Origin of the sequence: Hymenobacter sp. CRA2, from assembly GCF_002007105.1 — a bacterium.
Lineage (GTDB): Bacteria > Bacteroidota > Bacteroidia > Cytophagales > Hymenobacteraceae > Solirubrum.
This window is the reverse complement of the sequence record NZ_MVBC01000007.1, coordinates 79,879-93,472: the sequence shown is the minus strand read 5'-3', so window position 1 is coordinate 93,472 and position 13,594 is coordinate 79,879. Positions and strand designations below refer to the sequence as shown.

General features: G+C 65.6%; 9 protein-coding genes. 2 read left to right on the top strand and 7 right to left on the bottom strand.

Annotated elements, in window-relative coordinates:
- Positions 1 to 10: 10 nt before the first annotated feature.
- Positions 11 to 400 carry a hypothetical protein gene (locus B0919_RS12530; RefSeq protein ID WP_078012601.1) on the bottom strand — a complete coding sequence of 130 codons (390 nt, stop codon included), beginning with the start codon at positions 398 to 400 and terminating at the stop codon, positions 11 to 13.
- A 178-nt stretch (positions 401 to 578) separates the two neighbouring features.
- Here B0919_RS12530 and B0919_RS12520 point away from each other — a divergent pair, with 178 nt between their 5' ends.
- A complete protein-coding gene (locus B0919_RS12520; RefSeq protein WP_078012599.1) occupies positions 579 to 1,400 on the top strand; it encodes an aldo/keto reductase in 822 nt (273 codons plus the stop codon).
- Between the two features lie 238 nt (positions 1,401 to 1,638).
- Positions 1,639 to 2,088 carry a GNAT family N-acetyltransferase gene (locus B0919_RS12515; protein ID WP_078012598.1) on the top strand — a complete coding sequence of 150 codons (450 nt, stop codon included), beginning with the start codon at positions 1,639 to 1,641 and terminating at the stop codon, positions 2,086 to 2,088.
- Between the two features lie 85 nt (positions 2,089 to 2,173).
- On the opposite strand, the gene B0919_RS12510 is transcribed toward B0919_RS12515, so the two are convergent.
- The 6 genes from B0919_RS12510 to B0919_RS12485 form a co-directional block, all read right to left on the bottom strand.
- Positions 2,174 to 3,424 carry a glycoside hydrolase family 88 protein gene (locus B0919_RS12510; protein WP_078012597.1) on the bottom strand — a complete coding sequence of 417 codons (1,251 nt, stop codon included), beginning with the start codon at positions 3,422 to 3,424 and terminating at the stop codon, positions 2,174 to 2,176.
- A gap of 135 nt (positions 3,425 to 3,559) precedes the next feature.
- Positions 3,560 to 5,872: a glycoside hydrolase family 3 N-terminal domain-containing protein gene (locus B0919_RS12505; protein WP_078012596.1), complete on the bottom strand. Its 2,313-nt coding sequence runs from the start codon at positions 5,870 to 5,872 to the stop codon at positions 3,560 to 3,562.
- Positions 5,873 to 6,132: 260 nt separating this feature from the next.
- Complete coding sequence (locus tag B0919_RS12500; protein WP_254846571.1) at positions 6,133 to 8,889, bottom strand: glycoside hydrolase family 2 TIM barrel-domain containing protein; 2,757 nt, start codon at positions 8,887 to 8,889, stop codon at positions 6,133 to 6,135.
- On the bottom strand, positions 8,889 to 11,336 hold the full coding sequence (locus B0919_RS12495; RefSeq protein WP_254846570.1) for a glycoside hydrolase family 2 TIM barrel-domain containing protein: 2,448 nt from the start codon (positions 11,334 to 11,336) through the stop codon (positions 8,889 to 8,891). The genes B0919_RS12500 and B0919_RS12495 overlap by 1 nt, the downstream gene beginning before the upstream one ends.
- 204 nt (positions 11,337 to 11,540) lie before the next feature.
- Positions 11,541 to 12,728, bottom strand: a complete 1,188-nt coding sequence (gene uxuA / locus B0919_RS12490) for a mannonate dehydratase (protein ID WP_078012595.1) — start codon at positions 12,726 to 12,728, stop codon at positions 11,541 to 11,543.
- 1 nt (position 12,729) lies between these two features.
- Positions 12,730 to 13,545, bottom strand: a complete 816-nt coding sequence (locus tag B0919_RS12485; RefSeq protein ID WP_078012594.1) for an SDR family oxidoreductase — start codon at positions 13,543 to 13,545, stop codon at positions 12,730 to 12,732.
- Positions 13,546 to 13,594: the final 49 nt, after the last annotated feature.

Below are 13,594 nucleotides of genomic sequence, written 5' to 3'. Positions count from 1 at the left end.
GCAGAGCGGCTTAGTCGTTGTTGCCGGTGGCGCCTTCGTCGGTGAAGTTGCCCTCGTTCTGTGGGCTCGATTGGGTGGCGTTGGCCACTTCGGCGCTCAGGTCCGGGTCGACGCCTTTCACGGCTTGGCCCTGTCCTTGGTCCTTGTTGTCCTGGCTCTTGCCTTTGAAGAGGCCGGTGGCGGCTTCCTGCGCTTGCTTGATGGGCCAGCTGCGGCGCGTGAGGGCGATGAGGACGCCGGCACCCACGGCCAGCAACGAGGCGCCCATGATGGTGCCGGTGCTCGGGCCTTTTCCTTTGGACTTGTAGCCCTGCTCCTTGGCGGTGCTCGGGTGCTCGGCGCTGGTCGAGGCCCCGCTCGGGCGCTGGGCCTTGGCAAATTTCACGGATTTCTTGCTCATGGTGTTTCGGTAGAATGGAGGTAGCGCTTACGCAACTGCCGTGGGCCACGTTCTGCAAAAACCACATTCGCAACGCACAGCTCGACTTTACCCGGCGGTGCCAGCCGGCAATTCCGGCCGCGGCCGGCAGCCTCGGGCGCCAGCTTGCGTACACGCTTCCGACCATCCTTGCCCTGCTATGCTTACCCGCCTGATTCCGTCCAGCCAGCAGCCGCTGCCCGCCGTGGGGCTAGGCACCTGGCAAACCTTTGACGCGCCCAACCCCGGCGCCCAGCCCGGTCTGCGCCAAACGCTGGAAACCCTGCACACCCACGGCGGCGCGGTCATCGACTCGTCGCCGATGTACGGGCGGGCCGAAAGCGTGGTGGGCGAGCTGACGCAGCAACTGCCCGCTGCCGACACGTTTTTCTACGCCACCAAAGTCTGGACCCAGGGGCGCCAAGCGGGCATCGCGCAGATGGAGGGCTCGCTGCGCAAGCTGCGCCGCCCAAGCCTCGACCTGATGCAGATTCATAACCTGGTGGACTGGCAAACGCACCTGCCCACGCTGCGCGACTGGCAGGCGGCCGGCCGGGTGCGCTACCTCGGCATCACGCACTACACCGACGGCATGCACGCCGAGCTGGAGCGCGTGCTCACGCAGGAGCCCGTGGACTTCGTGCAGTTCAACTACTCCATCCTCGACCGCCACGCCGAGCAGCGCCTGCTGCCCGCGGCCGCGGCCCGCGGCGTGGCCACGCTCATCAACCGCCCCTACGGCGAGGGACGCCTGCTCCAGCGCCTGCGCGGCCGCACCCTGCCCGAATGGGCCGCCGAGCTGGGCATCGGCAGCTGGCCGCAGTTTCTACTTAAGTTCATCCTTTCGCACCCGGCCGTCACCTGCGTCATCCCCGGCACCAGCAGCCCCGAGCATATGGCCGATAACCTGCGCGCCGCCGAAGGCGAGCTGCCCGACGAGCCGATGCGCGAGAAAATGGCGGCTTACGTGCGCGGGTTGTAGGTGAAAGTGTGTTCTTGTTCAACGCACATACTTCCGCTGTCATCCTGAGCAATGGGCGAAGGGCCTGCTCACGTTGGATAATACTCTAAAGCCAGTCGCTCAGGATGACAAGGTGAACAACGACTCAGGCCAGCGAGGAAGCAGCTTTTTCGGCTGCGCCGGGCGCCAAATGAAGCAAGGCGGGCGTAGCTCCGCTGCCAGTTGCCCCGTACTTTTGCCGCCCATATTTGCCTTCCCAATGACGCTGACCTGGACCACCAAGCCGTTTGCCGACCTTTTCCTCGCCGAGCTTTACGCCCTGTTGCAGCTGCGCAGCGAGGTGTTCGTGGTGGAGCAGACCTGCGCCTTTCAGGACATCGACGGGCAGGACCAGGTGGCCTACCACCTGCTGGGCCACACCCCGGAAGGCGACCTGGCGGCCTATGCACGCTTGTTCGGGCCGGGGCTGAGCTACGCGCAGGTGAGCATCGGCCGCGTGGTGGCGTCGCCGCGCTTCCGGCGCTACGGCTTCGGCCGCCAACTCATGGGGCAAGCCATAAGCCAGTGCGAGACGCTGTTCGGCGCGCAGCCCATCAAGATCGGGGCGCAGCTGTACCTGAAGCACTTCTACGAAAGCTTCGGCTTTGAGCAGCAGGGTGAAGGGTATCTGGAGGATGGCATTCCGCACATCTACATGCTGCGGGCATAACGACTCGACTGCACTACCTACCGAAAACACCAGTGCCAGCCAACGGCTCGTTGACTGGCACGACGGATGCGCCCCGGCCGCCAGGTTAGCGCGTGGCCTGGCTGGCGCCGGCCTGCAGCACGTTGGTGCCAGTAGCCAGGTTCTTGCGCCGCTGCAGCGCTTCCAGGAAGTAATAATCGGCGTAGATCAGCGGCACGTCGATTTCGCTGTTGGCCGGTTTGTGGCCGGTGCTGTGCAGCAGCAGGAAGCCGTGGCTGCCGCCGGGCTGCGCGGTGTAGGACTTGGCGAGGCTCTTGACCATCTGCTCGGCCTTGCTGCGGTAGAGCGCGGCGTTGGCGGCGCTGTAAGTACTCAGCTCGTACAGGGCCGAAGCCGTAATGGCTGCGGCGGAGGCGTCGCGCGGGGCAGCGGGAATATCGGGTGCGTTGTAGTCCCAGTACGGCACCAGGTCTTTCGGCATATTGGGGTGGTTGAGGATAAACCGGGCAATGTTTTCGGCCTGCTGCAGATAGACCTTGTTCCTGGTTTCGCGGTAGCACATGGTGTAGCCGTACAGGCCCCAGGCCTGCCCGCGCGCCCACGCCGATTCGTCGGCGTAGCCCTGGGCCGTCTGGCGCTGGCGCACCTGGCCGGTTGCCGGGTCGTAGTCCACCACGTGGTAGGAGCTGAAGTCGGGCCGGAAGTGGTTGCGCAGGGTGGTGTTGGCGTGCGTCACGGCCAGTTGGTAGAACGAAGAGTCGCCGCTGAGCCGGGTGGCTTCGAAGAGCAGCTCCAGGTTCATCATGTTGTCGATGATGACCGGAAACTGCCAGTTGTCGCGGTTATGGTCCCAGGAGCGCAGCGTGCCGGTCTTGGCGTTGAAGCGGCTGCTCAGGCTGCGGGCCGCCTGCAGAATCACCGGTTTGTAGTGCGCGTCCTGCGTCAACTCGTAGCCCTTGCCCACGGGGCAGTACACCATGAAGCCCAGGTCGTGGGTGGTCTTGTTGTACTGCTCCGGCTCGATCCGGGCCGTGTACGTGCGGGCGGCGGTTTGCCACTCCGCCTTGCCGGTGGCCTGGTAAAGCAGCCACAGCTCGGCGGGAAAGAAGCCGCTGGTCCAGTCGGGCGAGGGCACCACTGCCAGCTCGCCCGCGGGCGTGAGGCTACGCGGCGACACCGGGGCGGGCTTGCCGGCCGCGGTGGGCTTTTGCTGCACGGCTTTGGGCACTTCCTGCAGCATCAGGTTGGCCTGCGTTTCGGCCAGCTTCAGCGTCTTTTTGTAGAGGGCGTCCTGCGCCCAGGCCGGGGCCACGAGCAGGCTCAGGCCTAAGCTGATGGGAAGAAGCTTTCGGTTCATGGTATCGAAGGAAAGAGGAATAGGTAGCACGCCGGGCGGTCCGGATTGGTATTCAAGCTCTGGCTGCAAACTTCCGCCCGTCGTGTTTCGGCCGGGCCGCTGCACGACGGGCGGAAGCCCCACGGTACGCCACCGCTACGGCAGCAGCTCCAGCTTGGTCTGCTGGCGAATGTCGTCGGAGGCAGAGCCAATCATCAGCTCGAACTCACCGGGCTCGGCCGCCCACTGCAGCTGCGCGTTGTAGAAGGCCAGCTGATCGGGGCCGATGGTGAAGGTGACGGTGCGGGATTCGCCGGGCTTGAGGTTGATTTTCTGGAAGCCCTTCAGCTCCCGGAGCGGGCGCACCACCGAGGCCACCAGGTCGCGCACATAGAGTTGCACCACCTCCTCGCCGGCCCGCTGGCCGGTATTGGTGACGGTGCATTGCAGCTGCGCGGTCTGGCCAGTGCCGAGCTTGGGCTGGCTCAGCTGCAGGTTGTCGTAGCGGAACGTGGTGTAGCTCAGGCCGTGGCCGAAGGCGTAGCGCGGCGTGTTCAGCTCGTCGATATAGGCCGACTTGTAGCGGATGTCGCCGGGCTTGGTGACGGGCCGGCCGGTGTTGTACTGGGTGTAGGGCAAGGGCAGCTGGCCCACCGAGCGCGGGAAGGTGCTCGGCAGCTTACCCGCGGGGTTGTAGTCGCCGTAGAGCACGTCGGCCAGGGCGTGGCCGCCTTCCGAGCCGGGAAACCAGGCGTAGAGAATGGCGTCGGCCTGCTCAGCAATCTGGTTGAAGATGAGCGGACGGCCCCCAAAGACCACCGCTACCACGGGCTTGCCGGTGGCTTTCAGCGCCTGAAACAACTCCTCCTGCATGCCGGGCAGGTGAATGTCGACCCGCGACTTGGCCTCGCCGCTCATATCCCAGCTCTCCCCCACGGCTAGCACCACCACATCGGCGTTTTTGGCCGCTTCCACCGCCTGCGCAAAGCCCGCGCGCGAGCTGCCCGTGATGTCGCAGCCCTTGGCGTAGCGCAGCTCGGCGCTCTTGCCGGCGCGCTGCTGCAGCCCGTCGTACATCGACACGATTTGCGTGGTGTCGGCGTACACCGTCCAGCTCCCGGCCAAGTCACGCTTGCTCTTGGCCAGCGGACCGATGACGACAATACGCCGCTGTTGCGCACTCAGCGGCAGGGTGTTGCGCTCATTTTTGAGCAGCACCATGGACTTGCGGGCCACCTCGCGGGCGGCGGTGCGGTGCTGCGGGTCGGCCAGCACCTGCTTTTCGCGCTTCAGGTCCGAGAACTTATAGGGGTCGTCGAAGAGGCCCAACTCAAACTTCTTGCGCAGGATGCGGCCGGCCGCGTCGTCAACCAGGGCTACGTCTACCTTGCCGTCCTTGACCAGCTGGGCCAGGGTGGTGCGGTACACGTCGTTTTCCATGTCCATGTCGTTGCCGGCCACCAGGGCTTTCTGGGCCGCGTCGGCGGGCGTCGGGGCGTAGCCCCAGGGCACCATTTCGCGGATGGAGCCCCAGTCGGACACCACGAAGCCGGGGTACTTCCACTGGCCCTTCAGAATGTCGCGCTGCAGGTAGCTACTGCCGGTGGCGGGCTGCCCGTTCAGGGTATTGAAGGAGTTCATGAACGTGGCCACGCCGGCATCGACGGACGCTTTGAAGGGCGGCAAATACACCTCCCACAGCTGCTGCGGACTCAGGTCCACGGCGTTGTAGTCGCGGCCGGCAATGGCGGCGCCGTAGGCGGCAAAGTGCTTGGCGCAGGCCATGATGGCATCGGTGCCGCCGAGCCGCTCGCCCTGGAAGCCCAGCACCCGCGCCCGGGCAATCTGGCTGCCGAGGTAGGTGTCTTCGCCGGCGCCTTCCATCACGCGGCCCCAGCGCGGGTCGCGGCCCACGTCCACCATAGGCGCGAAGGTCCAGTGCACGCCCGAGGCGGCGGCTTCGCGCGCCGCTACGTGCGCCGACAAGCGGATGGCATCCAGGTCCCAGCTGGCGGCCTCGCCCAGCGGCACCGGAAACACCGTCTGGTAGCCGTGAATCACGTCGAGGCCGAAGAGCAGCGGAATTTTCAGGCGTGCCTTCAGCGCTTCGGCCTGAATGGCGCGCGTATCGGCCACACCCTTCACGTTCAGCATGGAGCCTACCTGGCCGGAGCGAATCTGGTTGAGCAGGTCGGTCTGCCGCGGGTTTACCGGCCCGGTCACCTCGCGGCCGGAGTACTGGGTCAGCTGCCCGATTTTCTCCTCCAGCGTCATCTGCGCCAGCAGCGCTGCCACGCGCTGCTCGACGTTGGCCGCCGGGGCCGCTTTTACCGCCGATTTAGCTGCCTTGCGCTGCGCGGCCGCGGGGGCGGCCGGCGCCAGCAGGGCCCCGAGCAACAGCAGGGTTTGGGCGGCGGAAAGCGTTGATTTTACGCTGGTCGGAGCCAGCTTCCACGATCTGAAAATCATTGGTTTGGAGTAAGGCAAAGGTTGACGCTGCCCGTGCAGCGCCGGGTAGAAGTAAGGCCGCGTATTCACCAGGAATAGCGGCGACTGTATGCACATCGGGCGCCCGCAGCGCCGTGGCCGCAAGGGTACTGCTCGCCGGAGGTGTTCCCACGCACCTTCCTTTTTCAGCAGGGCTGCCCGGCCGGCGGCCCTTTCCCTTGTAGCCCGACGCGCGGGTTCCCGATGGCAAAAATCAACATGACGCGGCTCGATGAACCACCTCAGTAGCGCCGCCGGAGCTGGATACCGTTGAGCACGGCCTCGCCCACGAGCGGCTTGAAATCGACAATAATGCCCTGCCCCGCCCGCGCTGACGCCGGAAAGGTGAAGCTAGTGGCTTGCAGCGGCAGCAGCCCCGTAGCAGCGCCCAGCGCGGGCAGCACCGGTAGCCCGTTCAGCAGCACTGCGAAGGTCCGCGTGGGCTTCGTAGCCACGCTACCCGCGGCGGTACTGGCTGAGAGGTTGTAGACCAGTTGCTCGGCCTGGGGCACGGCTTCCAGCTCGGCGAAGTGCAACGTGACTTCGTACTCGCCGTCGGGCACGTCGGCGCGGAACTGCTGCAGGCCTACCCGCTGGGTTTCGTAGATGGCGTCGTAGTCGGTGCCGAGGATGTTGCGGTCGGAGCCGTAGGGCAGCCGCTCACCGGGCAGCTTGTACACCTGCCCGCCCACGTAGCCCCAGCCGCCGGGCCGGTATTCCTGCTCGGGCAGCCACACCTGCTGCAGCTTGTCGTCGGTGAAGATGCGGGCGTCGCCCAGGCTCACGTTCAGCTCGGTGAAGGACAGCGCGGCGGCGCGCAGGTCGGTGGGCACGAGCCGGAACTCGATATCTGCTTGGTCGCTGAGCGGCTGATTAGGTGCTTCGGCGTGCAGCTGGTTCCGGCCGTTGGCGAAGGGAACCCGGAAGCGGGCAATACCGCCTTCGGCAGGCTGGGTGCCCAGGTCGCGGCCGTTGAGCAGCAGGCGCACGGCGGGCTGGTTGGTGTACACGTCCACGGGCTGCGGACAGTAGAGCGAATCGGGCCCGGCGGCCAGGCCGCTGCGCAGTACCCAGCCGCGGGAGCCGATTTTGAGGAAGGGCGTTTTCAGCAGCTTGGCCTGGTAGTAGAAATAGGTGTCCTTGGGCTGCCGCTCCCCGGTGAGCAGGCTCTTGTTGTTGACGTGCGGCACGGCTTCCTGCCGGGTTTCAGAGTTGAACTCGGCCAGGTTCCAGACGGTGCTGCCCGCCACGAAGGGCCGGGCCAGAATCTGCTCCAGGTAGTACTGGTGGTAGCGGTTGGCGTACTCCATGGTCTTGTCGAAGCGCCGGGGCTGGAAGCTGTGCAGGCGCACGTCGGAATCGGCGCCGTACTCGGTAATGAGGACCGGCTTGGTGGGCAGCTCGCGGTGGTGCTTGTCCAAGAATTCGGCAAAGCCGGTCAGCTCGCCGGAGTACCAGCCCTGGTAGAGGTTCCAGCCCACAAGCATCGGAATCTGCGTCAGGCCTGCCTGCTGGTAGAGGTTCCAGTCGCCGTGGTTCACGAGCATGGTGGCGCGGCCCGGGTCTTCGCGCCGGGTGAGGTCCTCGAGCTGCCGGGCCAGCTCATTGACCTGCTGCAGGTACACCTTGCCGGCCTCGTTGTCGCGCTTGATGCCCTCGGGCAGGCGCAGCAGCACCTCGTTCATGTAAGCCCAGATGATGACCGACGGGTGGTTGAAGCCCTGGCGGATCATCTCCCGCTGCATGGTCAGGCAGTTCTGGGTAAAGCCTGCCGAGGGCGTAATGGCGTTGACAATGGGAATTTCCACCGAGGCCAGAATGCCGAGCCGGTCGCAGGCTTCGAGCACCGCGGGGTCCTGGGGGTAGTGCGACACGCGCAGAAAGTTGCCGCCCATCTGCTTGAGCAGCCGCACGTCGCGCTCGTGCAGGGCATTGGGCAGGGCGTTGCCGAGGCCGGGCTGGTCCTGGTGGCGGTTGGTGCCGATGAGCTTGAGCGGCTGCCCGTTCAGGAAAAAGCCCTTGTCGGCATCGAAGCGAAACCAGCGCAAGCCCAGCGGGTTGGTCACCTCGTCGAGCTGCTGCTGGCCTTCGGTGATGGAGGACACCACCCGGTACAGGGCAGGCGCGTCCGGCGACCAAAGCCGGGGCGTTAGCAGTTTTGGCAGCTGCTGCCGGAAGGGCCGCCTCTCCCCTGCTTTCAGCGCAACGCTGGTTTGCTGCCGCGCCACCACGCGGCCGCTCGGGTCGAGCACCTGCGTGAGCACCGCCACCTTGCGGCTGCGTTCCGAATCGTTGCTTACGGCCCCGCTCACCACCACTTCCGCCGCCGCCGCCGACACGGCCGGCGTGCTGACGAAGACCCCGCTGGAAGCGTGATTGTCGAGGTCGAAGTGCACGGGGTCGGCGGCCTCCAGGTGCACGTCGCGGTAGATGCCGCCGTAAAAAGTGAAGTCGGCCGAAAGCGGCGGGATGTCCACGTTATGCCGGTTGGTGAGCTTGACCAGTACTTCGTTGGCAGCCCCGGCACCGAACTTCAGCCACTGGCTTACGGGCACCCGGAAGGCCGTGTAGCCGCCAGCGTGGCGGCCGGCCAATTGCCCGTTCACGTACACCTCGGTCTCCTGGCTGGCGCCCTCAAAGCGTAGGTACACGCGGCGCGGCTGCCAGTCGGTGGGCACCTGCAGGGTCTTTTTGTACCAGCCCACGCCGCGGTAGTAGCCCGGTTCGTCGTCGAGCACGTCAGTGGCATTCCAGGTGTGGGGCAAGGCCACCTTTTCCCAGCCGCTGGCCGGGGCCTGGGCACTGGCGAAGTCCTGGCCGGGCGCTTTGGCGAACTGCCAACCGGTGTTGATGGTCTGCGTGAGGCGCTGGGCCAAGGCGGGCGGCCCCAGCAGCACGAGCAGCACCAGGCATAACGCCGAGGAAACGCGCCACTGACCAGCCCGGAGGGTAAATCCTGGGCTGGCGCGGTTTGCGCGGTGCTTGGTCATCTTTTTCATCACAGCGTCAGCAACACAGTTTCGAGGCCCGGCGACTGAACGGCCACGGCGGTTTTGCCCTTTTGCGGGGCGCGCAGGCGGATGATGGCGCGGCCGTTGTAGGCCTGCACCTTACGCGAGCCGCTGCTGGTGCCCAGGTCATCGAGCAGTTGGCCGGCGCCGGCCAGGGAGAAGTTTACCCAGTTGGCGGCATCGAGGCACTGCACGCCCTGCGCGTCGTAGAGCTTGACTTCCACGGTGGTCAGCCCGTTGGCGTCCCCTACTTTCTCCAGCGTGAGCTTGGCCGGCTTGCCCCATTTCTGCGTCTGGTAACGGAAGCTGAGCTGGTCGGTAACCGTCTGCTTGCCCTGGCGGGCCACCACGCGCACCTCGTTTTGGCCGCTGATGAGGGGCACGTTCCAGTGCAGGCTGGCGGCGGGAAAGTCCTGGCTGCTGCGCTTTTTCACGCCGTAGCTTTTGCCGTTGACGAATAGCTCGGCCTCGGCGCAGTTGGAGTACACCTTCACCATTTTCAGTTCGCCTTCCTCGCCCCAGCGCACCGGCCAGCCGTGGCCGTAGATGTGGGCCATCGGCTGCGCGGTCCAGTACGACTGGAACACGTAGTAGGCCTCCTTGGGCGTGAAGTCGCGCTCCACCACGCCCTTCTGGTTCATGTAAGGCACAGGGTTGTCGGGGCGCACGGGCGTGCTGAAGTCCTTGAAGGGCCAGTAGGCCGCGCCACTGAGCCAGGGCATGGTTTCCTGCTCCTTGAGGTGCCAGTCCACGAGGTTGCAGAGGTAGGATTCGCTCCAGTCGCCGTCCTTGGATACGCGGGCCGCACCGCCCACCAACGAAGCGTCGCCGGCGCGCTCGTCGGCGCCCTGCCCAGCGCTGATTTTGGCCAGGGCGTTGTCGGGGGTTTCGGAGTGGCGGCCGGCATGCGAGTCGCCGCCCCACTCCACGTGCAGGAAGCGCTTCACGCCCTCAAATTCCTTGCGGCTGGCCTCCTTGTACTCGGTGTAAATGCCGCGGTACCAGCCGGCCCAGATGGAGGGCGAGTACACGTCGACGATGTCCTTGCAGAAGTCGCAGCGGCGGATGGCGGTGTAACGCGCCGGGTCGAGCTGGTGCGAGAGGTCATTCAGCTCGGTCATGAAGGCGCGGATCTGCTGCTTGTCGAACTCGGGAAAGTCGCCGGGCCAGTCGTTTTCGTTGCCCAGGCCCCAGATGATGACGGCCGGGTGGTTGTAGTGCTGCTGAATCATGTTGGTCAGCATGCGCTTGGCCTGCGCCTGGTACACCGGCCCACCGAGGCCGCCGCGGCACCAGGGAATTTCCTCCCAGACCAGGATGCCCAGCGAGTCGCAGAGGTTGAGCACGATGGGCGACTGTTGGTAGTGGCCGAGGCGAATGAAGTTGACGCCCATTTGCTTCATCATCACCATTTCCTGCTGAATCATGGGCTCGGTCATAGCCGCGGCCACGCCGGCGTGGTCTTCGTGGCGGTGGGTACCGCGCAGCAGCAGGCGCTGCCCGTTGAGCTTGAACGGGCCTTTTTCCACGAACTCAATGTGCCGGAAGCCCACTTTCTCCGTCTGCCGGTAGGCCTGCGCGCCGGTTCCCACGGAGACTTCCACCGCGTAGAGCTGCGGCGTTTCCGGCGACCAGAGCCGCGGGTTCTTGAGCTTGAACTGGTGCACGGCTTGCTCGCCGGCATGCAGCGGCAACGGGCCTTTGAACTGCTCTATCTGCTTGCCGCGCGGGTCCAGTACCCGCACCGTGACGGGGGCCGCGCTGCTGCCGGTTGGGTTATAGAGCGTGGCCTTGACGGTGAGCGTGCCTGCCTTGCCCGCCGCGTCCACTTCGGCCTTGGCCGCCACCCGCTCCAGGGCCACAGCAGGCAGGTACTCCAGATTGAGGTAGCGGTAGAGGCCACCGTAGAGGTTGAAGTCCGAGAGGTCGGACGGTATCATTTCCAGGTCGCGAGAATTGTCGCAGCGGATGCTGAGCGGCACCTTGCCCTTGAACTGCTTCTGGTAGACGTCGGTCTTCTGGAAGTCGGCAATGGCCTGGGTCAGGTCTACCGTCCATTCGTCGTAGCCGCCCACGTGGCTGCCGACTTTGGTGGTGTACAGGTACACCTCCGTTTTCTGCCCGGCGCCCTCGAAGTGCAGCACGGTACGGCCGCCAGGGTACGGGTTCTTTACTTCGAGCTGGGTGCGGTACCAGCCCGGCCCCTGGTAGTAGTTCACGTCCGGGTCCACGGCGTCGCGGGCGTTGAAGCAGTGGGGCACGGGCACGGGCTCCCACAGCGGCACGCCCTCCGGGTTGCCGGCCCCCACGGGACGCACGGCTTCCCACACGCCGCCGAGGTCCTGGCGCACAAACTCCCAGCCGGCATTGAGCCGCACACGCTGCTGCCCGACAGCCGCCGCAGCCGCTGTCAGGAGCAGCAGTGCGGCGGCCAATATGGGCGTGCAAATGGTTCTGAAAGTACTCACGCAGGGCTCCAAGAGTGGAGTAAAGGGAATGGCTTAGTAGAGCTGCGAAATTGTCTGTCATCCTGAGCTAAAGGCGAAGGACCTTACCACGTCGGCTAGTAGCTGACGCAGGTCGAGCACGCGGAATAAGGTCCTTCGCCTGCGGCTCAGGATGACAAACGGCACAAATTCCTAGTGCAGGCTGCGGGCTATGCCCAGCTCCAGGCCGCGCAGCTCCGCGAGGCCGCGCAGGCGGCCTATGGCGGAGTAGCCGGGGTTGGTTTTCTTGGTCAGGTCGTCGAGCATCTGGTGGCCGTGGTCGGGGCGCACGGCCAAGCTGAGTTGGCGCTGCTGCATCACGGCTACCAGCTCGCGCATCACGCCGTACATGTCCACGTCGCCCTCGAGGTGGTTGTCCTCGAAAAAGTCGCCGTGCTCGTTGCGGCGGGTGCTGCGCAGGTGCACAAAGTGGATGCGGTCGGCAAACTGGCGCACCATGGCGGGCAGGTCGTTGTCGGGGCGCACGCCGAAGGAGCCGGTGCAGAAGCATAGCCCGTTGCTGGGCGAAGGCACCGCCTCGAACAACGCTTGTACATCGGCGGCGGTGCTCACCACGCGCGGCAGCCCCAGGATGGGGTACGGCGGGTCGTCGGGGTGAATTACCAGCTTCACGCCCGCTTCCTCGGCCACCGGCGCCACCTGCTGCAGGAAGTAGATCAGATGCTGGCGCAGCTTGTCGGCGTCGATGCCCTGATACGTATCCAAGGCCTGCTGAAACTGCTGCAGGGTGAAGCTTTCCTCCGAACCGGGCAGGCCGGCAATGATGTTGCGCACCAGCAGCTGCCGCTCGGCCTCGCTCATGCCTGCCAGCCGGGCTTCGGCGCGGCCCAGCTCCTCGGCTGGGTACTCGGCTTCGGCGCCGGGGCGCCGGAGCAGCAGCGCATCGAAGGCCACGAAGGCGGCGCGCTCGAAGCGCAGGGCGCGGGAGCCGTCGGCCACTTCGTAGCTGAGGTCGGTGCGCGTCCAGTCGAGCACGGGCATGAAGTTGTAGGTCACCACGCGTACGTCGCAGGCGGCCAGGTTGCGCAGGCTCTGCTGGTAGTTGAGGATGTAGCGCTGGAAGTCGCCGGTCTGGGTTTTGATGGCTTCGTGCACTGGCACGCTTTCCACCACGCTCCATACGAGGCCCGCAGCCTCGATTTCGGCTTTGCGGCGCTGAATTTCGTCGACTGGCCACACCTCGCCGTTGGGCACGTGGTGCAGGGCGGTGACTACGCCGGTGCAGCCGGCCTGGCGGATGTCGGCTAGGGAAACGGGGTCGTTGGGGCCAAACCAGCGCATGGTCTGCTCCATCAGGTAGAGGTTCATCGGCTGCGTCATGTTATACGCCGCCAAAGATGGAGAACCCGCCGTCGACGCAAATCATGGAGCCGGTCACGAATTTGGAAGCGTCGCTGAGCAGCCAGACCAGGGCGCCCTGCAGCTCGTCGGGGTGGCCGAAGCGTTTGAACGGCGTCTGGCGAATGACTTTCTCGCCACGCTCGGTAAAGGAGCCGTCCGCATTGGTGAGCAGAGCGCGGTTTTGCTCGGTGAGGAAGAAGCCCGGGGCCAGCGCGTTCATGCGCAGCCGGTCGCCGTAGCGGTGCGCCATTTCCACCGCAAACCATTGGTTGTAGCAGTCCAGGGCGGCCTTGCCCATGTTGTAGCCCAGCACCTTGGTGATGGCGCGCTTGGAGTTCATGGAGGAGATGTTGACGATGCTGCCCGTGCCCGACTGGGCCAGTGCCTCGCCAAATACCTGCGTGGGCAGCACCGCCCCCCAGAGGTTCAGGTCCATCACGCGCTTCATGCCCGCCAGGTTCATCTTGAATACGTCCTCCGCCGGGTCGAGCACGCCGTCGGGACCGTTGCCGCCGGCGGCATTCACCAGCCCGTCGATGCGGCCGTAGGTGCTCATTACCTGCTGGCAGGCGGCGCGCAGCTGGTCTTCATCCAGTACGTCGGCCACCAGCGCCAGCGCATCGCCGCCCTGGCTTTTGATGGCCTCGGCGCGCTCGTGCGCTACCGCGGCGTTGCGGCCCAGAATGGCGACGGTGCCGCCCGCGTCGGCAATGCCGCTGATGAAGGCCTGGCCCAGGATGCCGGTGCCGCCGGTGACGACGACCACCTTACCGCGCAGGGAAAAACTATCGGTCATGGTACTTGAAAAAAGGTAAAAACGGCGCAGCACACGCGGCGCCGAAAAA